Origin of the sequence: Microbacterium murale (assembly GCF_014635185.1) — a bacterium.
In the GTDB taxonomy this organism is placed as follows: Bacteria; Actinomycetota; Actinomycetes; order Actinomycetales; family Microbacteriaceae; genus Microbacterium; species Microbacterium murale.
The window spans coordinates 257629-284595 of the sequence record NZ_BMCM01000003.1 but is presented as its reverse complement, the minus strand read 5'-3'; the positions used below and the strand labels follow the sequence as shown (position 1 = coordinate 284595).

Genomic DNA, 26967 nt, shown 5'->3' with positions numbered 1-26967 from the left:
GTCATTCTTCCGTCTCGATGGTCTCTGTGGTTTCCGTGGTCCTCGGGGTCGCGGATGCATCGCTGCGCTGGAGCAGCGCGAGGAACATCGCGTCGGTGCCGTGCCGATGCGGCCACAGCTGCACGCGGCCGCTGCCGTCGGACGCGAGGTCTATCGGGCTCTGCGCCACGCCCGAGAGCACGCCCGCGGCATCCATCTCGATGACATCGTCACGCGTGCGCAGCACCTCGCTCACCACGCCGGACGTCTCTGCGAGATGCGGTGAGCACGTGACGTAGGCGACGATGCCTCCCGGTGCGAGGGCGTCGAGGGCTCCGGCGAGCAGCTGCTCCTGCAGCGGGACGAGCTCGGCGACGTCGGCGGGGGTCTTGCGCCAGCGTGCCTCCGGTCGTCTGCGCAGTGCGCCGAGGCCGGTGCACGGCGCATCTACGAGGATGCGGTCGTAGCGTCCGTGGCTCGCGGCTGTGAGGCCTCGTCCGTCCTCCTCGTGGACGGTGACGTCGCCCGGTACGGCCTTCAGGGCATTGCGCACCAGCCGCGCACGTGTCGGTACGACCTCGTTCGCCTCCAACGTCACGTCGTGCTGCCGGGCGATCGCGGCGAGAAGCGCGGTCTTGCCGCCAGGGCCGGCGCAGAGATCGAGCCACTGCTCCCCCGACCTGATCGGCGCGGCGCCGGCGAGTGCGAGTGCGACCAGTTGCGAGCCCTCGTCCTGCACGCGCACCGTGCCGCCGGATGCGGTGATGATCGTGTGCGGGTCGCCACCGGGAGATCCGAACGCGGTGGCCGCATAAGGCCTGGCAGGGGTGCCGCGCTCGGCCAGGCCGGGCAGCGCGACCAGCGTGACCTCGGGCGAGAGGTTGTCCGCCTCGAGCAGCGACTCGAGCTCTTCTTCCCTGTTCTCGGCGGCGAGGGCGCGGCGCAGAGCGCGGATGATCCAGACCGGATGCGCCGTGCGCAGGCCGAGACGTTCGTCGTCGGAGCGCGCCTCGCGCTCGATGCGCTCCTGCCACTCGCCAGGAGTGTCGCGCGAGATCCGTCGGAGAACCGCGTTCGCGAAACCGGAGGATCCTCTCCCGGATTCAGACGCCACGAGATTGACGGATTCGTTGACAGCGGCGTGGGATGCGACCCTGGTCGCGAGGAGCTGGTGCGTCGCGAGCCGCAGCGCGTCGAGGACGGCCTCATCGATGTCATCGATCGAGCGCCCGGCCGCCGAGGCGATGATGGCGTCATAGGTACCGCGCCGACGGAGGGTGCCGTAGGTCAGCTCGGTGGCGAGGGCAGCGTCCTGAGGGTTCAGCGCGGCGTCCGCGATGCTCGACGGCAGCAGCAGGTTCGCATACGCATCGGATCCGCTCACCGCGCGCAGCACGTCGTACGCGACACGGCGTGCCGGCTGCACGGTGCGGGAGTTCCGCGGCGACCGCTGGGGTTGCGATGACTGTCGCCGCGCGGCGCCGTTGTTCTTGGCGCCCGACTGGCGGTTCTCGCGCCTGTTCTCGCCGCTCATGCGCCCGCCCGTATCGTGTCGTCGCCGGCCTTGGTCGAGCCGGTCTGTGCTGAGCCTTCCTGTGCTGAGCCTTCCTGTGCAGGGGCGCGGAACCCGCGCCACCAGTCCGTCGCATTCATCGGGGCCTTGCCCGCCGGCTGCACGCGCCGGACCTCCAGCGGCGTGGTCGCCGTACCGATCAGCAGCGCCTGCTTGGTCGCGGCGATCTCGCCGGGCGACAGCGGTTCGGCGTCTGCCGGGCGGGCCTCGATCAGCTTGAGACGTGTACCGGCGACGGTCGTGTGCGCGCCTGGCTCCGGCGTGACACCGCGGAACCGTGCGTAGACGGCCTCCACTGGCAGCGTCCAATCCAGCAGGCCGTCCTCGAGCGTGAGCTTCGGCGCCAACGAGATCTCGCCCTCCTGCGGCACAGCGACCGCGGTTCCGTTCTCGATCCCCGCGATGACCTCGGCCGTGAGGCCGGCGCCGTCGTGGGCGAGCACGTCGAGCGCGAAGTCGGCGTTGGCGTCGGACTGCAGCGGCACGGAGCGCGTGGCGAAGAGATCGCCGGCATCCAGGGCCGGAACCAGCTGGAAGACGCTCACGCCCAGCTCGGGATCTCCGGCGATGAGCGCGCGCTGTACGGGCGCCGCACCGCGCCAGGCGGGCAGCAGCGAGAAGTGCAGGTTGATCCAGCCGTGCTCCGGAGTCGACAGCAGCGGCTCTCGGACGAGTCCGCCGTATGCCACGATCACGCCGAGCTCGGGCCGAAGCGCCGCGATACGGCCGGTCGCCTCGTCATCCAGACGTGCGGCCTTGATGACGGGCAGCCCCAGATCCTCAGCAGCCTGTGCAACGGGTGACGGCGTCAGCACCCGCTTGCGCCCCAGGGGCGCATCGGGACGCGTGACGACGGCCAGGATCTCGTGTTGACGTGCGAGCGTGCGCAGAGTGGGGATGGCGGCGGCAGGGGTGCCGGCGAAGACGAGTCTCATGAAGGTTCTCCGGAAGGGATGGGTGTCACAGCTCAGGATCGAGGATATCGAGCCGAAGGGACAGTGGGCTGCGGTTGCTCTGGCCGCGACCGCGGCGACGCTTCACCGCCTCTGCCACCACCGCAGCACGAAGTGTGGTGGCCACCGTGGTTCCGGCGGCGTACTCGAAGCGCACCAGCGCGCGCACTCGTCCCTCGTCGGTCTCGATCGGCACCGGCCCCAGGATCGCGTCGGACGGAAGCGGAAGCTCGCTGAGGGCGGCCAGCGCACGATCGACGGAGGCGGGCATCCCCTCGACGAGCGCGACACGAGTGGCCGGCGGCATGTGCAGCGGGGCGCGCTCAGCGAGCTCGGAACGCGCGTATCCGGCCTGATTCCACGTCGCCAGCGCCCTCCCCACCGGGCCGTCGACGCCCACCAGATGGATCGGCGCACCGGGGGCAGCGAGGGCGGCGGCATTCGACCACCACCGCAGGCATGACTCCCCCACGCGAAGATCGGGTGCCTGCAGCATCCTGGATCCGTCCAGCAGCACGACGGCACGATAGCCGTCGTCGGCGACAGGTTCGGCACCGCGCGTCGCGACGACCAGCGCCGGCTTGTCGGACACCGTCTCGACGGGATGAGCGCCGTCGGCGATGATGACCCGCACCCCGGGGAACGCGCGTCCGAGCTCGTCCGCCGTGCGCTCACTGCCGGAGGACGCGAGTCGCAGCTTCGTCGACGAGCACGAGGGGCAGGTCCAGGCACGGGCAGAGCGCCCGCACCATCCGCACACCGGCACCGCGCCGCGGTGGCGCGCGCCGAGCGGGCCTCCGCACGGCTCACAGCGCGCCGGAGCACGGCATTCCGCGCACACCAGACTCGGTGAGAATCCGGGCCGCGAGACCTGCACCAGTACCGGGCCATGCTCAGTGGCCTTGCGTGCGCTGGCGAATGCACTCGAATGCACACGCTGCGTCGACTGCTCCATCTCCTGCGGCGTGCTCAGCACGACCTTGGGCAGCACGCGCCGGGTGGCGAGGATGTCCTTCATCCAGCCGCGGGCGACCAGACGTTCAGCGTCCGTCGTACGAGTGTGGCCCGCCAGCAGCAGCGCAGAGCCCTCCTGCTCCTGGCGCAGCAGTGCCGCATCGCGTGCGTGCACGTACGGTGCGAGCTGCTCGCCGAGCAGCGGATCGCCGTCGTCCCAGATCGCCACGAGCCCAGCCTTCACCGGTGCGTAGACGGCCGAGCGATTGCCGACGACGACGCACGGGGCGTCCTCCAGCGTGCGGAGGAAGCCTCGATAGCGGTCGGGGTTGGTCTGCCGGGAGTCGTATCGCACGATCGCCTCAGCGGGAAGCAGGGAGTCGAGCGTCGCGAGGAGCCTGTCCAGGTCACGGTGATCGGGCACGACGAGGATCGTCGAACGCCCGGATGCCAGCATCCGTGTCGCGGCCGCCGCAAGCATCTCCGTCCACCGCAGCACGCCGTCACGGATGCCGGGAATCGCCTCGACGGCGCCGCGCTCTCCGGCCTCGAGCAGTTCATCGAGGTCGGTGTACTCCGCCAGTACGGCATCCGCACGCTCGATCGCGTCCGCGGTCACAGACGGTGACTCGGCATCGCCCTTCCACGCCTTCTCGACGCGGACCTGTCGTTTCGGGATGACGAGCCGGAGGATGTCGCTGGCGGATCCGGCCGCACGATCCGCTGTTCTGCGGGCGAGGCGATAGAGGCGCTCCGGCATCACGGCGGCCGTGGAGACCACCGCTTCGACGGTCGAGAGCGGACGCTCGGCGTCGTCCTCCTCGGCGACCTCGACCACGTAGGCGTCGATCATCCGGCCGGCGGTGCGCAGCGGCACGCGCACGCGCACCCCGATCGGTACGTCGCCGAGTTCTTCAGGCAGGGCGTAGTCGAAGAGTCGATCCAACTGCGGCAGCGGCGAGTCGAGGAGAACCCGCGCGATGCGCCGGCTCAACTCCGCGCTCCGTGCGTGGGCATCCGTGCCCCGCGCCCGGACATCAGAGTCCGGCTGCGCGGCGGAGCTCGTCGGCGCGGTCCGTGCGCTCCCAGGTGAAGTCCGCGAGCTCACGGCCGAAGTGGCCGTAGGCGGCGGTCTGGCGGTAGATCGGGCGCAGCAGATCGAGCTCTTCGATGATCGCCTGCGGGCGCAGGTCGAACACCTCACGGATCGCATCGGTGATGACCTCGTCCGAGACCTTGCCCGTACCGAACGTCTCGACGTAGAGCCCGACAGGGCGCGCGACGCCGATCGCATACGCGACCTGAACCTCGAGCCGCTCGGCGAGTCCTGCGGCGACGGCGTTCTTCGCGACCCAGCGCATGGCGTAGGCACCGGAGCGATCGACCTTCGACGGGTCCTTGCCGCTGAACGCACCACCACCGTGGCGCGCAGCGCCTCCGTACGTGTCGATGATGATCTTGCGACCGGTCAGTCCGGCATCGCCCTTCGGGCCGCCGGTGACGAACGGGCCGGCGGGGTTGATGAAGTAGCGGTCGTCGGCCGGCATCTCGAGCCCGGTGCCCTCGAGCACGGGATCGATCACGAGCCGGCGCACCTGCTCCTTGAGCTCGTCCTGCGAGATGTCCGGGTGATGCTGTGTCGAGAGCACGACGGCGTCGATGGTCTTCGGCGTGAAGCCCTCGTAGCCGAGCGTGACCTGCGTCTTGCCATCTGGACGCAGGTACGCGAGCTCGCCGGAGCGACGCACCTCGGTGAGACGCTCCGCGATGCGGTGCGCCGTGTGGCCCGCCATGGGCATGAGCTCGGGCGTCTCGATCGTCGCGAAACCGAACATGATGCCCTGGTCGCCAGCGCCCAGACTGTCGAGTGCGTCGACAGAGCTGCCGTCACGCTGCTCCTGCGCCTGGTCGACGCCGTGAGCGATGTCGCTGGACTGCTCCCCCACCGAGACGCTGACGCCGCACGAGTCCCCGTCGAACCCGGTCTCGCTCGACGTGTAGCCGATCCCGTTCACGACCTGACGGACGATGGTGGGGATGTCGACGTACGCCTCGGTGCGGATCTCTCCCGCGACGTGCACGAGCCCCGTCGTGACAAGGGTCTCCACCGCGACGCGCGAGCCGGTGTCCTGGGCGAGCAGACCGTCGAGGATGCTGTCCGAGATCTGGTCGCAGATCTTGTCCGGGTGCCCCTCGGTGACGGACTCAGAGGTGAAAAGGCGCAGTGCGCTCATCGAGGAAGCTGCCTTCACTCAGCGTGGCGAAGGCGCAGCTTGTCCTCGTTGATCTCGTGGAGCGCGATCGTCAGCGGCTTGTCCTCGACGGACGAGTCCACCAGCGGTCCGACGTTGTCGAACAGGTTGCCCTCGTGGAGGTCTGCGTAGTAGTCGTTGATCTGGCGCGCGCGCTTGGACGCGTAGATGACCAGTTCATACTTCGACTCGACGCGGTCGAGCAGGTTGTCGATCGGCGGGTCGATGATGCCCTTGGTGTGGTGTCCGGCCATGGTGGGACCTCCAGATCAGGCGACGGGTTCGTCGCGAAGTCGAATCGGCGGGCGCGCGAATACCCTCAGCGCGCAGTCGCCTCAGACAATTCTACGACCTCGCGAGCGGCAGTGGCGACGTCCTCGTTCACAATGCGGTAATCGAACTCGCTCTGAGCGGCCAATTCGACCTTCGCGGTGCGCAGTCTGCGGGCGCGTTCCTCCTCGTTCTCGGTGCCGCGGCCGACCAGCCGATGGACCAGTTCGTCCCACGAGGGCGGCAGCAGGAAGATGAGCGTCGCAGACGGTTCGGCGGCGCGCACCTGGCGTGCTCCCTGCAGATCGATCTCGAGAAGCACGGTCTTGCCCTCGGAAAGGGCGTGGTCGATCGGCGCGCGCGGCGTGCCGTAGCGAGAGCGATTGTGGACGACCGCGTGCTCGAGGAGCGCGTCTTCGGCGATCAGCCGATCGAACTCCGCGTCGTCGACGAAGAAGTAGTGCACGCCGTCGACCTCGCCCGGGCGTGGCGGCCTGGTGGTCGCGGACACCGAGAGGTGGATCTCGGGGTGGTTCTCACGGATGTGGGCAGCGACGGTTCCTTTGCCGACGGCGGTCGGACCCGCCAGCACGAGCAGCCGGCTGCGTCCGGACCGTGGCGCCTGCGCGGGAAAGCGCTCGTCGAGCCATCGCTTGAGGCTCACACGCTGGCGTACGCCGAGCCCGCCGAGCCGCTTCACCGGTGAGATGTCGAGTTCGACGAGGATCCGGTCGCGCTTGCCGACGCCGATCGCGGGCAGCGCGAGCAGGAAGTCGGTGATGCGCATGGATCCGGCGACGGATTCCGCATCGTCGAATGCCTGTGCTGCGATGGTCTGCGGGGCGACGACGCGCATCGTCAGGTCGCGCTTGAGCGCGGCCCTTGCACGGCGCCGTTCGACGGCGCGACGTGCGGCTGCGGCGCGGTCGACCTCGGGAACGGTGCGTTCAGACATTCAGCGCCTCCCGGTACTCGGCGGCGCGGGCGTCGATGGTCGCGGCGATCCCGTCTGGGCCGGCGGAGAGGATGCTGCGGCTCTCCGATGCGATGACCATCGGCGCATGCGCGCCGAACCGTGCGCGCAGATCCGCGGGACCTGCGCCCTGCGCGCCGAAGCCGGGGCTGAGGATGGGGGTGGCGGGGGCGAACTCGGCGATGCCGGCATTCGTCCAGTCCACTGTCGCACCGATCACGAATCCGAGATCGGCCCATTCGCCGTCCGGGGTCGAACGCGCGTTGCGTGCGCTGACCTCGCCGATGATCGCGGCCGATACGGTCTGCGCGTCCGCGGTCCGTGCGCGCTGCACGGGGGCCGCCTCAGGATTGCTGGTCGCGGCGAGCACCAGGACTCCCTTGCCCAGTTCGTCTGCGAGAGCGAACGTGCTCTCGAGCGAGCCGACGCCGAGGAACGGGTTCACCGTGAGCGCATCCGCCTCGAGCGGCGAGCCGGGCGTGAACCACGCTGCGGCGTACGCGTCCATCGTCGTGCCGATATCTCCGCGCTTCGCGTCGGCGATCACGATGAGACCTGCGTCACGCGCCGCGGCGAGCACCTCTTCGAGTGCGGCGAATCCTGCAGAGCCGAAGCGCTCGAAGAACGACACCTGCGGCTTCACGATCCCCACCCGTCCCGCGGCGGCATCCACGGTTCGCAGGCCGAACTCTCGCACTCCTTCTGCGGAATCCGGCAGCCTCCATGAGGCCAGGAGCGCCTGGTGCGGGTCGATGCCGACGCAGAGCGGACCATGGGCGCCGAGTGCGGCCCTGACGCGCTCCCCGAAGCGTTCGGTCATAGGGCTGCCTCTCGCTCGATCGCGTACTCCTGGAGGCTCTTCACATCGAAGCCCTCGTCGGCGGCGTCCATACCGCTGACGGCGGCACCGAGAACTGCCATCGTAGTGAACAGCGCCTTGTCCGCGGCGACGGCTGCGGCGCGGATCTCGTAGCCGTCCGCTCGCGCGGCCCCACCGGAGGGCGTGTTGACGATGATGTCGATCTCGCCGTCGTTGATGAGGTCGACGATGTTCTGCTCGCCGTTCTCGAGCGTCTCGCTGTATTTCGACACCACGGTGACCGCGATGCCGTTGCGCGACAGGATCTCGGCGGTCCCCTCGGTGGCGACCAGGTGGAATCCGAGCTGCTGCAGCCGGTGCGCTGGGAGGATCACAGCGCGCTTATCGGCGTCGGCGACCGAGATGAAGACGGTGCCTGAGGTCGGCATGCCGCCGTAGGCCGCGGCCTGGCTCTTCGCGAACGCGGTCGGGAAGTCCTTGTCGATGCCCATGACCTCACCGGTCGAGCGCATCTCCGGCCCGAGCACGGAGTCGACGATCTTGCCATCCCTGGTGCGGAACCGCTTGAACGGCAGCACGGCCTCCTTGACGGCGACCGGCGCGCCGAGCGGCACGCGCGATCCGTCCGAGACCGGCAGCAGGCCCTCGGTCTTCAGCTCATCGATCGTGGCGCCGACCATGATGCGGCTCGCGGCCTTCGCCAGTGGGATGCCGAGCGCCTTCGACACGAACGGCACCGTACGGCTGGCCCGCGGATTCGCCTCGATGACGTAGAGCACTCCGGCGCTGATCGCGAACTGCACGTTCAGCAGGCCGCGCACGCCGACGCCCTCGGCGATCGCGAGGGTCGCGATGCGCACCCGATCGATGTCGCTGCGCCCCAGCGAGATGGGCGGCAGCGTGCAGCTGGAATCGCCGGAGTGGATGCCGGCCTCTTCGAGGTGCTCCATGACGCCGCCGATGTACAGTTCGTTCCCGTCGTAGAGGGCATCGACATCGAGCTCGATGGCGTCGTCGAGGAAGCGGTCGACCAGCAGCGGCGTGCCGGGGCCGACGATGACCTCGCCGGCCGTGCGCACGAAGTAGTCGCGCAGGCTCGCGGTGTCGTACACGATCTCCATGCCGCGTCCGCCGAGCACGAAGCTCGGACGCACCAGCACCGGGTAGCCGATGTCCTCCGCGATGACGACGGCGCCGTCCACATCGGTGGCCGTGCCGTGACGCGGGGCGATGAGGCCTGCCGAGTCCAGCAACTGCGAGAACAGCTCGCGCTCCTCGGCGATGTCGATCGCCTCTGGGCTCGTGCCCAGCACGGTGTAGCCGGCCGCTTCGATGCCCTTGGCGAGCCCGAGCGGAGTCTGACCGCCGAGCTGGCAGACGACACCGAGGATCGTGCCGCTGGCGGCTTCGGCGTCGAGCACTTCGAGAACGTCCTCCAGCGTGAGCGGCTCGAAATACAGCCGGTCGGAGGTGTCGTAGTCGGTCGAGACCGTCTCGGGGTTGCAATTGACCATCACCGTCTCGTAGCCGGCATCCGACAGCGCGAACGACGCGTGCACGCACGAGTAGTCGAACTCGACGCCCTGACCGATGCGGTTCGGGCCAGAGCCGATGATGACGACCTTGGTGCGCTCGGATGGCGCGACCTCGGTCTCGAAGTCGTAGCTCGAGTAGTGGTAGGGCGTGAGTGCGGGGAACTCCCCCGCACATGTGTCGACCGTCTTGTAGACCGGGCTGATGCCGAGACCGTGGCGCACGCCGCGCGCCTCCGCCTCGCTGATGCCGCGGATCTCGGCGAGCTGCACGTCGGAGAAGCCGTGCTCCTTCGCGTAGCGGAGCGTGGCGGCATCGAGCTCGCCGGCCGTGCGGACGGTCTCTGCCACCTCGTTGATCAGCACGATCTGGTCGAGGAACCACGGGTCGATCGCCGTGGCGTCGAACGCCTGCTCGATCGTCGCGCCCTTGCGCAGCGCCTGCTGCAGCACGACGATGCGGCCATCGGTCGGGGTCTTCGAGATCTCGAGCAGTTCGTCGACGCTGCGCGTCTCCTCACCCCAGTGGAAACTGGAGCCGCGCTTCTCGAGCGAACGGAGTGCCTTCTGCAGCGCGGTGGCGTAGTTGCGGCCGATCGCCATGGCCTCGCCCACCGACTTCATAGTGGTGGTCAGGGTCGGGTCGGCGGCCGGGAACTTCTCGAACGCGAAGCGCGGCACCTTGACGACCACGTAGTCCAGCGTGGGCTCGAAGCTCGCGGGGGTCACACCCGTGATGTCGTTCGGGATCTCATCGAGGCGATAGCCGAGCGCGAGCTTCGCGGCGAGCTTGGCGATCGGGAACCCGGTGGCCTTCGAGGCGAGGGCGCTGGAGCGCGAGACACGGGGGTTCATCTCGATCACGATGATCCGGCCGTCGGCCGGGTCGATCGCGAACTGGATGTTGCAGCCGCCGGTGTCGACGCCGACGGCGCGGATGATGTCGATGCCGATGTCGCGGAGCTTCTGGTACTCGCGGTCGGTCAGCGTGAGCGCCGGGGCGACCGTGATGGAGTCGCCGGTGTGCACGCCGACGGGGTCGACGTTCTCGATGGAGCAGACGACGACCGTGTTGTCGGCGGTGTCGCGCATGAGCTCGAGCTCGTACTCCTTCCAGCCGAGGATCGACTCCTCGAGGAGCACTTCGCTGGTCGGCGAATCGTGCAGCCCGGCGCCCGCCATGCGCCGGAGGTCCTTCTCGTCGTATGCGAAGCCGGAGCCGAGACCGCCCATCGTGAAGCTTGGGCGCACGACGAGCGGGTAGCCCAACTCGTCGGCCGCGGCGAGGACCTCGTCCATGGTGTGGGCGATGCGGCTCTTCGCGACGTCGGCGCCCGCATCGAGCACCAGCTGCTTGAAGATCTGCCGGTCCTCGCCCTTGTTGATGGCTTCGAAGCTCGCGCCGATCAGCTCGACGTCGTACTTCTCCAGGATGCCGTGATTGTGCAACTCGATCGCGGCGTTCAGCGCCGTCTGGCCGCCGAGCGTCGGAAGGATCGCGTCGGGCTTCTCCTTCGCGATGATCGTCTCGATGACCTGCCAGGTGATCGGCTCGATGTAGGTCGCATCGGCGAAGTCCGGGTCGGTCATGATCGTGGCCGGGTTGGAGTTGACGAGGATGACGCGCACGCCCTCCTCGCGCAGCACACGGCACGCCTGGGTGCCGGAGTAGTCGAACTCGCAGGCCTGACCGATGACGATCGGGCCGGATCCGATGACGAGGACGGAGTTGATGTCGTCGCGCTTTGGCATTACTTGGCGTCCTTCTGGCTTGCGATGACGAGGTCACGGAACCGGTCGAAGAGGTAGTTGGCGTCGTGCGGGCCGGCCGCGGCCTCGGGGTGGTACTGCACCGAGAAGGCGGGGATGTCGAGGGCACGGAGGCCCTCGACGACGTTGTCGTTGAGGCCGACGTGGCTGACCTCGACCTTTCCGTAGCCGTTCGGGCTGTCGAACGCGCCCTCGAGTGGCGCCTCGACCGCGAAGCCGTGGTTGTGCGCGGTGATCTCGACCTTGCCTGTGCTCTTGTCGAGTACGGGCTGGTTGATACCGCGGTGGCCGAAGGGCAGCTTGTAGGTGCCGAGACCCAGTGCGCGACCCAGCAGCTGGTTGCCGAAGCAGATGCCGAAGAACGGCAGGCCGTCGTCGAGCACGTTGCGCAGCAGGGCGACGTGATCGCCGGATGCTGCAGGGTCACCCGGTCCGTTGGAGTAGAACACCGCGACCGGATCGACCGCGCGGATGTCTTCGATGGTCGCGGACTGCGGCAGCACGTGCACCTCGAAACCGCGGGCGGCGAGATTGTCGATCGTCGCCTGCTTCACGCCGAGGTCGAGCACAGCGAGGTTGCCGATGCGCTCCCCCACCGCCGTCGTGACCTCTGCGACCTCGACCGAGACCTGTGCCGACAGGTTCTGACCGCTCATCTCGGGGGCCTGCTGCACGCGGCGCAGCTGCTCGTCAGCATCCAGCGCGGCATCCGCGCCGGAGAAGATGCCGCCGCGCATGGAACCGGCGGAGCGGATGTGCCGGGTGATCGACCGGGTGTCGATGCCGCTGATGCCGACGATGCCGTCGCGGACGAGGATCTCGTCCAGAGACGCGTTCGCGCGCCAGTTCGACACCACGCGTGAGGGATCGCGCACGATGTAGCCGGCGACCCAGATGCGTCGTGACTCGGTGTCTTCGTCGTTCATGCCGGTGTTGCCGATGTGGGGTGCGGTCTGCAGCACGATCTGGCCGGCGTAGGACGGGTCGGTCAGCGTCTCCTGGTACCCGCTCATGCCGGTCGAGAAGACGACCTCACCGAGCGTGGTCCCCCGTGCGCCATAAGCGCGGCCGACGTGGCGGGTGCCGTCTTCCAGGACGAGGACGGCGGGATCTGGCAGGGTCATGATTCGGCTCCTGTGTCTTTCGCGGGGATGAGCCGCTGGAGTTCTGAGATGAGGTTCTGTGGGTCGCCGGTCGTGACGCGCAGGTACGAGTCGACGACCGTGTCGTCGGACACGTTCCATGCGAGTCGCACGAGACCGTTCGGCTCGACGACGCGGTCGATCGTGACCGTTGCACGGTCGACCTGCACGAGTGCCGCGGATGCGAGGAAGACCGTGGGTGCGCCGTCGAGGCAGAGCGCGGCGCCACGGTCCGTCACCGCGATCTCGCCGCGGGCACGGTATGCGAGCGGTGTGATCGCCAGGCGCTCGAGCGGCTGATCGTGGCGTGTCGTCGAGACGTAGAGCACCTCGTGCCTGGCCAGGACCTCCGCGTGCTCGGGGACGCCCATCGGCGCGACGTGCACGCCGTCGCGCCGCAGGCGTCGTCGCCACGCCAGATACATGGACAGCAGGACGAGCACCGCCACCACGATGGTGATGGCGACCGCGAAGTCTCGCATGCTCATTTCATGCTCCCGCGGTCGCTCGGGGCATCGAAAGCCGCGAGCTCTTCGACGACGGCGCCGGACTCCACCGTGACGACGCCGTGGTGGATCGTCCATTCGACACGGCCGGGCAGGTCGCGCCCGAGGTACGGCGAGTTGCGGCTGCGACCGTGCAGGTCGGCAGCCGTGAAGGTGCCCTCGCGCGAGGCGTCGTACAGCGTGATCTGCGCAGGCTGACCGGCCTCCAGCGGCGTGCCATGACCGTCGAGAAGTCCGATGCGTGCGGGCGTCGCGCTCATGACGCGGGCGACGTCGGCCCATCCGATCAGGCCGGTCTGCACCATCGACTGGTGCACGACGCGCAGTGCGCTCTCGAGGCCCACCATGCCGTTCGCGGCGGCCTGCCATTCGCAGGCCTTGTTCTCGCTGGGATGAGGGGCGTGGTCGGTGGCGACGATGTCGATCGTGCCGTCGGCCAGTCCCTCACGGACGGCGAGTACGTCTTCCTCGCGACGCAGCGGAGGGTTCACCTTGTAGCGGGCGTCGTAGCCGCGGACCAGTTCGTCCGTGAGCAGCAGGTGGTGCGGAGTGACCTCCGCCGTGACGTCGATGCCGCGCTTCTTGGCCCAGCGAATGATGTCGACCGAACCGGCGGTCGACAGGTGGCACACGTGCAGGCGCGATCCGACATGCTCTGCGAGCAGCACATCGCGGGCGATGATCGACTCCTCGGCGACGGCCGGCCATCCGGCGAGCCCGAGCTCTGCGGAGACGACGCCCTCGTTCATCTGCGCGCCCTCGGTGAGACGCGGGTCCTGTGCATGCTGCGCTATCACGCCGCCGAACGATTTCACGTACTCGAGTGCGCGGCGCATGATCAGCGGATCGAAGACGCAGAACCCGTCGTCGCTGAAGACGCGCACCTTGGCACGTGAGGTGGCCATGGCGCCGAGCTCGGCGAGTCGTTCGCCCTTCTGCCCGACGGTGACGGCGCCGATCGGCTGCACGGTGGCGTAGCCGGCCGCCTCGCCGAGCGCGAGCTCCTGCTCGACGACGCCGGCGGAGTCGGCCACCGGCGAGGTGTTCGGCATCGCGAAGACGGCGGTGAAGCCGCCGGCTGCGGCGGCCCTGGTACCGGTGAGGATCGTCTCGGACGCCTCGTACCCCGGCTCGCGCAGGTGCGTGTGCAGGTCGACGAGGCCCGGCAGCGCGACGAGGCCGTTCGCATCGATGACACGGGCGCCTGCACGGCTCAGGCCAGTGCCGATCTCGGCGATGACGCCGTTCTCCACCACGATGTCGGCGCTGTCCGCACCGAGAAGCTGTGCCCCGGTGATCACGAGGGTGTCCATCAGCTGCCTTCTCCTCGTTCGTCGTCTCGTTCTCCTGCCAGCAGCAGGTAGAGCACCGCCATGCGCACTGACACACCGTTGGTGACCTGTTCCAGTACCGTCGAGCGCGGCGAATCCGCGGCTTCGGCGGAGATCTCCAGGCCGCGATTCATGGGTCCGGGGTGCATGACAATGCTATCGCCCGGCAGAGTCGCCGCACGCACGGCGTCCAGCCCCCAACGCCGGGAATACTCCCGCTCACTCGGGAAATACGCGGCGTTCATCCGTTCGAGCTGGATGCGCAGCATCATCACCGCATCCGGGCCGTCGGCGAGTGCCTCGTCGAGGTCGTAGAGCACGCGCACCGGCCACTGCGAGACGTTCTGCGGCACCAGTGTCGGCGGTGAGACGAGGGTGACCTCCGCGCCGAGGGTCGTGAGCAGCCAGACGTTCGAGCGCGCGACGCGCGAGTGCAGCACATCGCCGACGATCACGACGCGGATGCCGGAGAGATCGCGGCCGCGGCTGTCGGCCCCGAATCGGCGCTTGCGGATGGTGAAGGCGTCGAGCAGCGCCTGGGTCGGATGCTCGTGCGTGCCGTCGCCGGCGTTGACGACGCCAGCGGTGATCCAGCCGCTGGTCGCGAGTGTCCGCGGTGCGCCGGAGGCGTGGTGGCGGATGACGACGGCATCCGCACCCATGGCCTGCAGGGTCTGCGCGGTGTCCTTCAGGCTCTCGCCCTTCGAGACGCTGGAGCCCTTTGCGGCGAAGTTGATGACGTCGGCGGAGAGGCGCTTGGCGGCGGCCTCGAATGAGATGCGCGTGCGGGTGGAGTCCTCGAAGAACAGGTTGACCACGGTCTTGCCGCGCAGTGTCGGCAGCTTCCTGTTCTCGCGGGACTGCGTGTCCGACATGTCCTCGGCGACGTCGAGGATGCGCAGAGCGCTCTCGCGATCGAGGGTACGGGTGTCGAGGAGGTTCCTCATTCTCCGATCGTCACCTCCTCGGCGCCGTCGTTCTCGAACAGGCGCACGTTCACGCGCTCCTGGCGGGAGGACGGGATATTCTTGCCGATGAAGTCCGGGCGGATCGGAAGCTCGCGGTGTCCGCGATCCACGAGAATCGCCAGACGCACGGTCGAAGGGCGGCCGATCGACTGGATCGCGTCGAGGGCGGCGCGGATGCTGCGCCCGGAGAACAGCACGTCGTCGACGAGCACGACCGTCTTGCCGTCGATGCCGCCGGCGGGGATGTCGGTGGGCTGCGGCGACCTGGTGGGCTGCTTCGCGAGGTCGTCGCGGAACAGTGTCACATCCAGGGAGCCGGCCTGGACCGAGGTCTGGGAGATGCTGCTGACCAGCGCGCCGAGGCGGTGAGCGAGAGTGACTCCGCGGGTCGGGATGCCCAGCAGGACGAGGTTCTCGGCTCCTCGATTGGATTCGAGGATCTCATGCGCGATACGGGTCAGAGCCCGCGAGATATCGGCTTCATGCAGCACAGTTCGTGCGCTCATTCACCGCTCCCTTCTCCGCCTCTCTGGACGGTGTTAAAGGTTGCTTGCACAATCCACTCTAGCGTGCGCGATCACACGCCCAGACGCAGTGCGTCGTCTGTGACCTCATCGATGCTGGTGGCCCGGATCGGGTGTCCGGTGGTCGTCAGGCACCGCCCGGTCTTCAGGTCCCACTTCCAATCGTGCATGCTGCACGTGAGCACGCCGTCCTCGTCGACTTTTCCGGTCTTGGTGAGGTCGGCACGCAGGTGGGGGCAGCGGCGCTGCACGACCCAGTCGCCGATCTCGGCATCCTCGGTCTGATCGGTCTGCTCCGAGTACCAGTTCTCGACGTACTCGATGCGATCGACCGAGAGGCACTTGAGGAAGGTCGTGAGGAACTCGTTGAACTTGCCGCTGCGGCCGACGTGGAACTGCATCGACAGGAAGATCGAGTTGGACCAGTCGATCTCGTGGTCGCGGATGTTCGTGGAGACCAGATCGGCGGGGATCGTGTACCAGTAGATGCACTCCTCCCCCGCGTACTCGCGGACCTTGGCCCGCGGGAAGTCGACCACCATGTCGAGGTCGCCGATGCGGAAACGCACGCAGCCGCCGACGCCGAGGCGGATGGTGCGCGACTTCTTCAGCAGCGGCTCCCACCACGCCTTGAGAGTGGCGAGCATCTCGTCGGGCGCGATGATCGCGGCGCGAGACGCCTCTTCATCACGGATCTCCTGCTGGCGGCTCGCGCGCTGCTCTTCGAGGTACTCCCACTTCTCGTCGAAGATGTGGGCGATCTCGGCATCCGTGTACAGAGTCTGGGTGATCGTCATATCGGCGTGGTCCAGCTCGACGACCGTGCCTGGCACGAACAGCTGCCCGTCGTACTGCGGCGCCTTCTCCTCGAGGTGCGCGAGGAACTGCTTCTGGTCGGTGAAGATCGAGTCGTCGTCGAGTCCAAAGCCGTTGTACCTGAACAGCTCATCACGCAGGAACATCGGCGGTCCCGCCATCGGGAACACGTGCGGGGCGTCGACCTTCTCGATGTAGAACATCGCCCGCTTGTTCTGCGCGTCGCGCTTGAGTCGCGCGAAGTTCTGCTTCGCGTCCTGCGGCAGGTCGTAGACCATCGGCCACCAGATCGCCCCGGAGGTCTGCGTGAAGTACGCATCCGGCTTGCCGAAGCTCAGGAGCTTCTCGAGGTCCAGCGGATGCGAGTCGTTCTGGTTGAGCACGGATGCCGTGCCGTCGTCGACGCTGAGCGACGAGTCGCCGATCGGTCCGTCGCTGGGGGCGCGCAGCGGCGTGATCATGATCTTCAACTCACCGCGCTCGATGACTTCGCCTGCCGGCGCATACGTGATGTTGTCGTAGCCGAGGGCGCGGATGTCCTTCTCGAGATCGTCGATCGGATAGTCCGGCAGCAGCACCTCGATGTCCTTGCGGATGTAGCGCTGCAGCAACGCGGGATCGAAGTGATCGCGGTGGCGGTGCGAGATGTAGAGGAAGTCCGCCTCGCGGCCGAGCTTCTCCCAGTCGAGCCCGCGGTTGTCGGGGAACGGGAACCAGGAGCCGTAGAACGAAGGGCCCATCACCGGGTCGCAGATGATGTTTCCGCCGACCGTCTCGATGAACATTCCGGCGTGGCCGAGCCCCGTGATCCGCATTGCGCTCCTTCTGAGATTGACCTCACGATTGTACCCGGGGCCCTCTGAACGCACGCCGAGGCCGGGCCGGGCGGGTCGATCGCGACGGCGTCAGTGGACCGCGGCTGCGCGCACGCGGACGACGGCGGTCTTGAACTCCGGCATCGCCGAGATCGGATCGGTGGCATCGATCGTCAGAAGGTTCGCGCTGTGTGCTCCGGTGAAGTGAAAGGGCAGGAACACCGTGTCCGGCCTGATGTCGACGCTCGTCACGACCCTCGCAGTGACGGTGCCGCGGGCGTTCTCGAGCACGGCGTGGTCTCCGTCGCGGAGGCCGCGATCTGCTGCGGTGGACGGATGCAACGTCACCTCGAGCGCGCCGCGCGCGGCCATCAGCTCGGGCACGCGTCGCGTCTGCGCGCCGGATTGGTAGTGCTCGAGCAGCCGACCGGTGATGAGCGTGAGCTGGCTTCCGGTGGCCGTGCTCTCGGGGCGAGGTGCGACCGACACCGGCACGATGCGCGCTCGGCCGTCTGGATGCCGGTACCCGTCGAGCAGCGGGCGCGGTGTGCCTTCGCTGCCGCTCGGATAGGGCCAGTACGCCTCACCACCGTCGTCGAGCAGATCATGACTGAGTCCTGAGTAGTCGGCGACGCCACCCGCCGACGCGCGCGCCAGCTCGTCGAACACCAGTGCCGGTTCGAGGTCGAAGCGACCCGGCGCATCCAGCCGACGGGCGAGCTCGGCAAAGATCCACAGCTCGCTGCGCACTCCGTCGGGCGGATCGACCGCACGCCTGCGACGGATCACCCGTCCTTCGAGGTTCGTCATCGTGCCCTCTTCCTCGGCCCACTGCGTGACAGGCAGGACGATGTCCGCCATCGCCGCGGTCTCGGAGAGGAAGAAGTCGCACACCACGAGAAGGTTCAGGCGTGCGAGCCGACCGCGCACGGCGCCGACATCGGGTGCGGAGATGACGGGGTTGGAGCCGTGCACCAGCAATGCGCGGATCCCATCCGGCTCGTCGATCGAGGCCAGCAGCTGCACGGCGGGCAGACCAGGGCCTGGCAGGTCCTCGGCGCGCACGCCCCACACGCCGGCCACATGGGCACGGGCAGCCGGGTCGGTGATCTTGCGATAGCCGGGCAACTGATCGCACTTCTGCCCGTGCTCGCGGCCGCCTTGGCCGTTGCCCTGACCGGTGAGCGTGCCGTACCCGCTGCCCGGTCGCGTGGGCAGTCCGAGGACCAGTGCGAGGTTGATGGCGGCGGTCGCTGTGTCGGTGCCGTTCGCGTGCTGTTCCACGCCCCGACCGGTCAGGATGAAGGTCTCCTCGCCGGACGACAGGCGTCGCGCCACATCTCTCAGCACGGTGACGGGTACGCCTGTCACCTGCTGCACGCGGGCCGGCCACCACGCCGCCACGCTGCGGCGCAGGTCATCGAATCCGGTGCTGTGCTCCTCGAGACCGGCGATGTCGAACAGGCGCTCGGCGATCACGATGTGCGTGAGACCGAGCAGCAGTTCGAGGTCCGTCCCCGGGGCCGGCGCCACGTGAATGCCCTGCCCCTCCTCGGTGAGTCTCGCCGTCGCGCTGCGGCGCGGGTCGACGATGATGAGGCCGCCGGCGCCGCGTACGCCGGCGAGGTGCGACAGGAACGGCGGCATGGTCTCTGCGACGTTCGAGCCCAGCATCAGCACCGTCTTCGCCGCGTCCAGATCGGTGAGTGGGAACGGCAGGCCGCGATCGATGCCGAAGGCACGGTTCGCGGCCGCGGCGGCCGAGGACATGCAGAAGCGTCCGTTGTAGTCGATGCGCGACGTGCCGAGCGCGATGCGCGCGAACTTGCCCAGTTGGTAGGCCTTCTCGTTGGTGAGGCCGCCACCGCCGAACACACCGATGCTGTCGCGGCCGTGCTCGTCCTGCAGCGCTCGGATGCGCTGCGCGAGCAGGTCGAGCGCCGCGGACCACTCGGCCGGCACGAGCTCACCGTTGTCGTCGCGGACGAGAGGTGTGCGGATGCGGTCGTCCGAGTCGAGCAGCGTCGAAGACGTCCAGCCCTTCTTGCACAGCCCACCGCGGTTGGTCGGGAAGGAGCGTCCGGTGACAGTCAGGGACGGTTCGCCGCTCGCAGCGTCCAGCGCTCTGGGCGTGAGCGTCATCGCGCACTGCAGGGCGCAGTACGGACAGTGCGTGTGCGTCTCGATCGTCATGCCGGTGCGACCTGTTCGGAAGCGGTGAACCTCTCGATGAGTTCGGCGAGACGGGGCTTGCATCCGCCGCACCCTGTTCCGGCCCGCGTGTCGCGTCCCAGACAGGCCACGGTGTCATTGCCCTTGGCCACCGAGTCCTCGATGCCGTGCACGCTGACGCCGTTGCACCAGCAGACCGTCGCGGTCGGGGCGAACGCGTCCGCGCTCGCGACCGCGCCGTCATCCGCCCCATCCATCCGCAGCAGCAGCGAGCGATCAGCAGGCAGCTCCCCCCTGCGGTCGAACAGCAGTGTGAGTTCGGCGGCTGTGCGCGGCATCCCGACGCTGGCGAACGCCTCGAGAACCCCGTCCCTCGTCACCACCTTGAGATAGCGGCCGTGCTGCGGGTCGGCCCATTGGGCGACGTGGCGGTGGGGTGCCGTGTCGTCGGGCGCCGGCGCATCCCAGATGTCCACGTCGACGTCGCCCACAGCCGCGACATCGATCTGCTCGGCCTTCAGCATGACGACCGAGTCCCGCTCCGGCGGTGCACCCGCGGGAAGCGCGACACCCGCTGCTTCAGCCGCGAGGCGACGAGCGAGCCACTCGGCCTGCCGCCATCCGGGACCGATGAGACCGGCCGGCGCACCTGGCAGACGCGCACGTCCGTTCGTCTCGGCAGTGCGCTCCACGATGTGAGCGCAATCGCCGATCGCGAAGACGTCGTCGTCGCTCCAGGAACGCAGCTGCTCGTCGACCACGATCCCCGCAGCCGTGCGCAGACCCGATGTCGTCGCGAGCTCCGCCCGCGCGCCGACGCCGCAGGAGAGCACGAGCAAGTCGCCTCGGACGTAGTTGCCGTCCGCTGTGACCAATGCGTCGAAGCCGGGCGTGCCGTCATCGCGCGTGCGGAAGGCGACCGCCTCGGCACGGCTGTGCGCGTACACCGTGACGCCGCCGGCCCGCAGCGCGCGGGAGAGCACGATACCGGCACCTCGGTCGAGGTTGCGCGGCATGGGCGTGGCGCCGTGATGCACGACCGCGACCTCTGTGCCGGTGCCGGCCGCGAGCAAGGCGAACTCCAGGCCGAGGACACCGGCGCCCAGCACGACGATCCTCGCCCCTTCACGCAGTGCCGCACGAATGCGGTCGGCGTCCGTGAGGTCTCGCAACACCGTCACCCCCGTCGGCAGCACCGGGTCAGTCCCGATCGCACCGGAGCCCGCCCTGGACAGCGACGACAGATCGAAGACCGGCCGGTCGATGCCGGTGAGAGTGGGCACGTTCGCGCGTGCACCCGTCGCGAGCACGAGGCGGTCGTACGTCACCCGGTCGCCGGTCGACAACTCGACCTGCCTCCTCGCCCTGTCGATACCGACGACCCGGGTGCCGAGGCGCACGTCCACCCCTGCGTTCCTGCTCTCCTGCGGGTCGTGCATGGTGATGTTCGCGGCATCCGTCCGGCCGACCGTCATCTCGGCCACCAGGACGCGGTTGTACGGCGCATCCGACTCGGCACCGATGACGGTGAGATCGATCAGCCCCGCCTTCACTGTCGGCAGCAGCTCTTCGCAGAGCCGCGCACCGACCGGACCGAACCCGACGATCACCACCCGAAGTCGTCCGTCGCCGCCCGGCACGCTCAGATCCGCCGTCCGTCGAGAGAGGCACGGGGCACGGCGTACACGACGACCGTGATGACGAGGAGCACGAGGTACGCGACGCCGAATCCGATGAAGGCGGCCTCGTAGCCGCCCGACGCGAGCTGTGAGGCGTTCAGCACCTGCGGCACGACGAATCCGCCGTAGGCGCCGATTCCGGAGATGAGCCCGAGCGCCGCTGCAGCGCGACGTGCGACCAGCGCGCCGTCTCCTTCTCGTCGTGCGACCGCCCTGGCGGTGAAGACGATCGGGATCATCCGGTACGTAGAGCCGTTGCCGACTCCGGTGGCGGCGAAGAGCACAAGGAAGCAGGCGAGGAACAGCCAGAACTGTCCGAGCGCCAGCACACCGAGAATGCCGAACGCTCCGAGCGCCATCACCGCGAAGGCCACGATCGTCACTCGCGCTCCGCCGAAACGGTCGGCCAGGCGGCCACCGAGGGGTCGGAACAGAGACCCGACGAGAGCACCCAGGAACGCCAGAGACACGACGGCGGCACCGACGTGAACGGCGGCGAACTCCGGGAACTCGTCCACGAGGAGTTTCGGGAAGACACTGGAGAAGCCGATGAACGATCCGAATGTGCCGACGTACAGGAGCGACAGCAACCACAGATGGCCCTCTCGCAGCGCGGCGGCCGAGCCGGCGAGATCGGCCTTGGCCGACGAGAGGTTGTCCATGAACCGCCACGCTCCCCAGGCGGCCACCAGGATGAACGGCACCCACATCCAGCCGGCCAGCGGCAGACCGAGACCTATGCCGGCTGTGACCGAGACCACGATCGGCACGAAGAACTGCGCGACCGAGGTGCCGAGGTTTCCACCTGCGGCGTTGAGGCCGAGTGCCCAGCCCTTCTCCCGCTGGGGGAAGAAGTAGGTGATGTTCGCCATCGAGCTGGCGAAGTTCCCTCCGCCGAATCCGGCGAGTCCGGCGATCACCAGCATCAGCCAGAACGGCGTCTCCGGGTTGCCGACGACGACGGCCAGCAGTGAGGCGGGAATGAGCAGCAGAAGCGCCGAGACGATCGTCCAGTTGCGTCCGCCGAAGCGCGGCACCATGAACGTGTAGGGGAAGCGCAGCGTCGCGCCGAGGAGGCTGGGCACGGACAGCAACCAGAACGTCTCCGCGCTGGTGAAGGTGAAGCCTGCCGCCGGCAGCAGCACGACCACGACGCTCCACAACTGCCAGACGATGAAGCCGAGGAACTCCGCGTAGATCGACCACCCGAGGTTGCGCCGGGCGATCGGGCGGCCCTCGGTGCGCCAGAAATCGGAGTTCTCAGGATCGAACCCGTCGATCCACCGCCCTGGCCGACGGGTGAGCACGATCGGCTGCGTGCGCTGATGCTGCGATGCTGCGACGGACGAGATGACCACGGCTGCCCCCTGATACGCGCGGGTCCGAGACTTCCGGACGGTACGGCATCGACGATAGGAGTGCGCTGTTTCGGGCTATGACGGGTTTCGTTTCCGCTGCGTCACTTCTGCGTCACCTGCGCGAATGGACTCGGTGAGGGGTGCGTGACGTCGTCGTAACACGCGGTGCGCCGGTTGGGTTCGTGCAGCACCGCCGCGCTCAGCTCTCGAACAGTCCCCGGATGTCGTCAGCGGTGAGCGACTGGGCGAACATCTCCTCGTCGTCCATGACCGCCGTGAACAGGCGCGCCTTGCGCTCCTGGAGGGCGAGGACCTTCTCCTCGATCGTGCCGGAGGAGATCATCCGGTAAACCATGACCGGGTTCTGCTGCCCGATGCGGTGCGTACGGTCCACCGCCTGCGCTTCGGCGGCCGGGTTCCACCAGGGATCCAGCAGGAACACGTAGTCGGCCTCAGTGAGGGTGAGGCCGAACCCGCCGGCCTTCAGGCTGATCAGGAACACGGGCTGTTCGCCCGTCCGGAAGGCGTCGATGACGTGGGGACGTCTGGTCGTCGATCCGTCCAGGTACGCGTACGCGATGCCGGCATGCTCGAGCCGCGTCGCCGCCTCCTTCAGGAACGAGGTGAACTGACTGAACACGAGCGCCCGGTGGCCTTCTGCCTGCAGTTCCTGCACGTGCTCGAGAAGCGCATCCAGCTTGCGTGACCCGATCTTCGCGTCCGCCGGATCCACGAGACCCGGCGACAGGCTCAGCAGCCGCAGCATCGTGAGGGAGCGGAAGACGATGAATCGGTTGCGGTCGAGGTCTTCGAGCAGACCCAGCACCTTCTGCCGCTCTCGCTGGAGCACCGTGTCGTACAGCAGTCGGTGCGAGGGGCTGAGCTCGACGTGCAGGTGCTGCTCCTGCTTCTCGGGCAGATCTGCGGCCACCAGTTGCTTGGTCCGTCGGAGCATGAGCGGACGGATGCGGCGGCGCAGCCTTTCCAGGCGCCGCTGCCGGTACTCTCCGCCCTCCTCGTTCTCCGGAACCTTGCCCTTCTCGATGGGCTGCACGTACTCCTCGCCGAATTTCCTCGCCGACGCGAACAGGCCAGGGGCCGCGAGCTTCAGCAGCGCCCAGAGATCGGTGAGGCTGTTCTCCATCGGGGTACCGCTCACGGCGTACACGACGTCGGCCTTCAGAGCGGCGACGGCGCGGTGCTGCTTCGTCTTGGGGTTCTTCACGAACTGCGCCTCGTCGAGGATGAGTCCGGCCCATCGGGTCTCGGCGAACTCCTTCTCGTCGAGGCGCACCAGCGTGTACGAGGTGATCACGACGTCGGCGTTCTGCGCAGCATCCGTCATGGCGTCGCGCTTGACGCTGCTGCTGTCGATCACGCGTACCCGCAGGCCTGGAGCGAAGCGCGCGGCTTCGCTGTGCCAGGAGCCGAGCACGGACGTGGGGGCGACGACGAGGAAAGGCCGCTTCTCCCCCGCCTCCTTGGCGTGCAGCACGAGCGAGAGCAGCTGGATGGTCTTGCCGAGCCCCATGTCGTCGGCGAGGATGCCGCCGAGGCGATGCGTCCACAGGAATGCGAGCCAGTCGAATCCGGCCCTCTGATACGGCCGCAGCTCGGCGTGAAGCCCCACCGGCACGGGCGTCGCAGGCACCTCGGTCGCCGCGCGCAGCCCTTCCGCCGTGGCGCGCCAGTTCACGGCGGGGAGCGCCTCGTCCGCGAGGTCTTCGAACTCCTCCCACAGATCCGTCTGGTAGCGGCTGATGCGCGGGCCGGTCTCCCACTCCTGCAGTTCTGAGGCCTCGTCGATCAGCTCACGGAGCCGGTCGAGTGCGGGGTGATTGAGCGACAGATAGCTGCCGTCGACGAGCAGCAGCTTGCGTCTGCCCTTGGCCATCGCCGTGAACAGCGGCGTGAACGGGATGGTGCGCCCGTCGATCTTCACGAGCACCCCGAGGTCGAACCAGTCGGCGTCGACGGTCTCCACGGTCGAGACGGTGATCTCCGGGATGCCGGTGATCTCCTGGTAGTCCTTGCGCGTGCCGTTCTCGACGATGCTGACGCCCTGTGCCTGGAAGGCGGGAACGACGTGCGCGACGAACTCGGCGGCGTCGATGTCGTGCAGCGTCGCGGATGCCGTGAAGACGGAGTCGGAGAGCCGCTGCCAGAGCTGCTCTAGCTCGCTCTGACGCTCCCGTTCGGCCGGCGCATCGCGCACGGCATCCGCTGTCGGCGAGAGAGGGAATCGTCCATGGCCCTTGTAGGTCCATTCGAATGCGTAGTCGATCGTGTCGCCGGCACGGAACGTCACGACCAGGGTCGGCTGCGGCAACGGCACGGCTGGCAGCTTCACCGCGCCGACGGTGCGGATCGGCGCACGTCTGGCCAGCGCCGGGTACGCCTCGCGGAGGAACGCCGCCTCGTCGGCCTTCGAGACGGTGATCGCGCCCTGGGCCTTGAGGAGCGCGTGGACCGGGTCGCTGAGTTCGACCTCGGCCAGCGTGAGGGCGATGCGGCTGCCGAGCGACTCGGCCGTGTAGATCCCCGAGTGACCGATGGCCCGTACCGACGAAGTGGGAACCACCCGATCGTCGAGGATGATCTCCGCACCGATGCTGAGCGCGCCGTCTTCCTGCCGCGTGAACTCCGCCGCGACGGACGCGGTCTCTCCGAGCGCCACCGTCGTGCTCTTCTGGGTCGGCACCAACGGGATGCCGAGGCCGGATGCCTGACGAAGATGGCCCCACAGCAGCGAGGATTCGATCAGATCCATCGAGAGCCAGTCACCCGCGGTGCCAGACAGCAGGGAGTCGCGCGAAAGGCTCAGCAGGTCGGCGAACCAGCGCACGCGCTCACGACCGAACAGCGCGGCCGAACGGCGCACCGAGTCCCAGGACACATCGCCCTGGATCCAGGAACCGGTCGCCGCGCTGCGCATGAGCGGACGGATGCCGAGGAGCAGCTCTCCTGTTCCTTTGGCGAGGTCGCGCGGGGTGACGGGGCGCACGGGCCGCGGCGACCAGTGATGCGCTCCACCGGCCGCCCGCTGGCGCAGTTCCACTCCGAGGGCGATCGCTGTCGAGCCGTCGGCGGAGGCCGCTGGCACGAGGGCGCGCCAGGCGGCGGGTGCCGGCCGGTCACGGGTGACCGCCGGTGACAGCACGGCATCGTCATTGTTCACGAGCAGCGTCGCGACGACGTGCTTGCAGCCCTGCGCCACCGGACACGAGCAGAACGCCGACGCCACAGAAGCGGTCACACCGCTTGCGGAGAAGCGGATCGAGCAGCGGTACGAGTGGCCGGCCGACCCCGCCACGACAGATGTGAGTACTCGCTCGGCATCGTCCCACGAGGTGCGTGTCACCATGCCCGAACGCTGATACGACAGGCCGCGGCCGAACCCGCCGTCGTCCGTCAGGGCACGGATGGCAGCGGGGTCGACGTACGGCGCTGGCATACCGGCATCCTCTCGGTGAGCACCGACACTGCGCTCCACGGGCGCGCATGCGCGCACCCATCGGATCAGCTGGCGCGGGCCACCCTCGCGAGCACGCCGTGCACGAATGCGCCGGAGTCGTCGGTGGAGAACTCCTTGGCGAGTTCCACGGCCTCGTCGATCGCGACCGCGGTCGGCACCTCGTCGTTGTGCAGGATCTCCCACACGCCGATGCGCAGCAGCGCACGATCGACGGCGGGCATCCGCTCGATCTTCCAGTCACGGCTGTGCGTCACGATGTGCTCGTCGATCTCGTCGCGGTGATCGACGATCCCATCGACGATCTCGCGTGCGTACAGCCAGGAGGCCTCGCGAGCGGGTTCGCTGGCGGCACGCTTGGCTTCTGCGGCGAGAGCGACCGCGAGGTCGTCTCCGCGGACGTCCGAGGAGAAGAGGATGTCGAGTGCGCGCTTGCGCGCCTTCGTCCGAGCGCCCACGCCTTACTTCTCGCGACCGAGGTACTCACCCGTGCGGGTGTCGACCTTGATCTTCGTTCCGGTCTCGATGAACAGCGGCACCTGCATCTCGTACCCGGTCTCCACCGTCGCCGGCTTGGTGCCGGCCGAGGAGCGGTCGCCCTGCAGGCCGGGCTCGGAGTATGTCACCTCGAGCGTGACCGATGCGGGAAGGTCGATGTAGAGCGGGTTGCCGTTGTTGAGAGCGATCGTGACCTGCTGGTTCTCCAGCAGGAAGTTCTTCGCGTCGCCGACGGTGGCCGCACCGACGGTGATCTGGTCGTAGTCGGTCGTGTCCATAAACACGAAGCCGTCGCCGTCGGCGTACAGGTAGGTGAAGTCGCGGCGATCGACGTTCTCGATCTCGATCTTCGCGCCGGCGTTGTACGTGCGGTCCACGGTCTTGCCCGAGACGACGTTCTTCAGCTTGGTGCGCACGAACGCGCCGCCCTTGCCGGGCTTGACGTGTTGGAACTCGATGACGTTCCAGAGCTGTCCGTCGATGCTGAGGACGACGCCGTTCTTGATGTCTGCGGTGGATGCCATGCGCTGAATGTTCCGTTTCCGTTGATGAGGGGCCGGTCTTCGCCGTTTCGGGTTCGAGCCGTTGCTGGTTCGAAGTGCCGGCCGAC

General features: G+C 68.3%; 20 protein-coding genes. All 20 read right to left on the bottom strand.

The window, feature by feature from the left end:
• Position 1 precedes the first annotated feature (1 nt).
• The 20 genes from IEV67_RS10920 to efp all read right to left on the bottom strand — a co-directional run bounded on the left by IEV67_RS10920 (position 2) and on the right by efp (position 26881).
• On the bottom strand, positions 2-1513 hold the full coding sequence (locus IEV67_RS10920) for an RsmB/NOP family class I SAM-dependent RNA methyltransferase (RefSeq protein WP_188436597.1): 1512 nt from the start codon (positions 1511-1513) through the stop codon (positions 2-4).
• Positions 1510-2487, bottom strand: a complete 978-nt coding sequence (gene fmt, locus IEV67_RS10915; RefSeq protein WP_188436596.1) for a methionyl-tRNA formyltransferase — start codon at positions 2485-2487, stop codon at positions 1510-1512. Before fmt ends, IEV67_RS10920 begins: the two co-directional genes overlap by 4 nt.
• A gap of 25 nt (positions 2488-2512) precedes the next feature.
• Entirely contained in the window at positions 2513-4453 is a 1941-nt protein-coding gene (locus IEV67_RS10910; protein ID WP_188436595.1) for a primosomal protein N' family DNA-binding protein, read from the bottom strand.
• Between the two features lie 43 nt (positions 4454-4496).
• Complete coding sequence (gene metK, locus IEV67_RS10905) at positions 4497-5693, bottom strand: methionine adenosyltransferase (protein ID WP_188436594.1); 1197 nt, start codon at positions 5691-5693, stop codon at positions 4497-4499.
• 14 nt (positions 5694-5707) lie between these two features.
• The gene (rpoZ, locus tag IEV67_RS10900) at positions 5708-5965 is read right to left on the bottom strand and encodes a DNA-directed RNA polymerase subunit omega (protein WP_033107065.1); all 258 of its coding nucleotides are present in this window, start codon (positions 5963-5965) and stop codon (positions 5708-5710) included.
• 65 nt (positions 5966-6030) lie between these two features.
• Positions 6031-6936: a guanylate kinase gene (gmk, locus tag IEV67_RS10895; RefSeq protein ID WP_188436593.1), complete on the bottom strand. Its 906-nt coding sequence runs from the start codon at positions 6934-6936 to the stop codon at positions 6031-6033.
• On the bottom strand, positions 6929-7774 hold the full coding sequence (gene pyrF / locus IEV67_RS10890) for an orotidine-5'-phosphate decarboxylase (protein ID WP_188436592.1): 846 nt from the start codon (positions 7772-7774) through the stop codon (positions 6929-6931). The genes gmk and pyrF overlap by 8 nt, the downstream gene beginning before the upstream one ends.
• On the bottom strand, positions 7771-11058 hold the full coding sequence (gene carB / locus IEV67_RS10885) for a carbamoyl-phosphate synthase large subunit (RefSeq protein WP_188436591.1): 3288 nt from the start codon (positions 11056-11058) through the stop codon (positions 7771-7773). Before carB ends, pyrF begins: the two co-directional genes overlap by 4 nt.
• On the bottom strand, positions 11058-12200 hold the full coding sequence (gene carA, locus IEV67_RS10880) for a glutamine-hydrolyzing carbamoyl-phosphate synthase small subunit (protein ID WP_188436590.1): 1143 nt from the start codon (positions 12198-12200) through the stop codon (positions 11058-11060). The genes carB and carA overlap by 1 nt, the downstream gene beginning before the upstream one ends.
• Positions 12197-12706, bottom strand: coding sequence for a PH-like domain-containing protein (locus IEV67_RS10875; protein WP_188436589.1), 510 nt, complete (start codon positions 12704-12706; stop codon positions 12197-12199). Before IEV67_RS10875 ends, carA begins: the two co-directional genes overlap by 4 nt.
• Positions 12703-14037, bottom strand: coding sequence for a dihydroorotase (locus IEV67_RS10870; RefSeq protein WP_188436588.1), 1335 nt, complete (start codon positions 14035-14037; stop codon positions 12703-12705). Before IEV67_RS10870 ends, IEV67_RS10875 begins: the two co-directional genes overlap by 4 nt.
• Positions 14037-15002, bottom strand: coding sequence for an aspartate carbamoyltransferase catalytic subunit (locus tag IEV67_RS10865; protein WP_188436587.1), 966 nt, complete (start codon positions 15000-15002; stop codon positions 14037-14039). Before IEV67_RS10865 ends, IEV67_RS10870 begins: the two co-directional genes overlap by 1 nt.
• Complete coding sequence (pyrR, locus tag IEV67_RS10860) at positions 14999-15529, bottom strand: bifunctional pyr operon transcriptional regulator/uracil phosphoribosyltransferase PyrR (protein WP_188436586.1); 531 nt, start codon at positions 15527-15529, stop codon at positions 14999-15001. Before pyrR ends, IEV67_RS10865 begins: the two co-directional genes overlap by 4 nt.
• 71 nt (positions 15530-15600) lie before the next feature.
• Positions 15601-17178, bottom strand: a complete 1578-nt coding sequence (locus tag IEV67_RS10855; protein WP_188436585.1) for a Rieske 2Fe-2S domain-containing protein — start codon at positions 17176-17178, stop codon at positions 15601-15603.
• 90 nt (positions 17179-17268) lie between these two features.
• Positions 17269-19371: a molybdopterin oxidoreductase family protein gene (locus tag IEV67_RS10850; RefSeq protein WP_188436584.1), complete on the bottom strand. Its 2103-nt coding sequence runs from the start codon at positions 19369-19371 to the stop codon at positions 17269-17271.
• Positions 19368-20990 carry an FAD-dependent oxidoreductase gene (locus IEV67_RS10845; protein WP_188436583.1) on the bottom strand — a complete coding sequence of 541 codons (1623 nt, stop codon included), beginning with the start codon at positions 20988-20990 and terminating at the stop codon, positions 19368-19370. The genes IEV67_RS10850 and IEV67_RS10845 overlap by 4 nt, the downstream gene beginning before the upstream one ends.
• A gap of 2 nt (positions 20991-20992) precedes the next feature.
• On the bottom strand, positions 20993-22381 hold the full coding sequence (locus tag IEV67_RS10840) for an MFS transporter (protein ID WP_229703081.1): 1389 nt from the start codon (positions 22379-22381) through the stop codon (positions 20993-20995).
• 205 nt (positions 22382-22586) lie between these two features.
• Positions 22587-25841 carry a DEAD/DEAH box helicase gene (locus IEV67_RS10835; protein WP_188436581.1) on the bottom strand — a complete coding sequence of 1085 codons (3255 nt, stop codon included), beginning with the start codon at positions 25839-25841 and terminating at the stop codon, positions 22587-22589.
• Between the two features lie 65 nt (positions 25842-25906).
• Positions 25907-26317, bottom strand: a complete 411-nt coding sequence (gene nusB / locus IEV67_RS10830) for a transcription antitermination factor NusB (RefSeq protein WP_188436580.1) — start codon at positions 26315-26317, stop codon at positions 25907-25909.
• 3 nt (positions 26318-26320) lie between these two features.
• A complete protein-coding gene (gene efp / locus IEV67_RS10825) occupies positions 26321-26881 on the bottom strand; it encodes an elongation factor P (RefSeq protein WP_033107080.1) in 561 nt (186 codons plus the stop codon).
• Positions 26882-26967 lie beyond the last annotated feature (86 nt).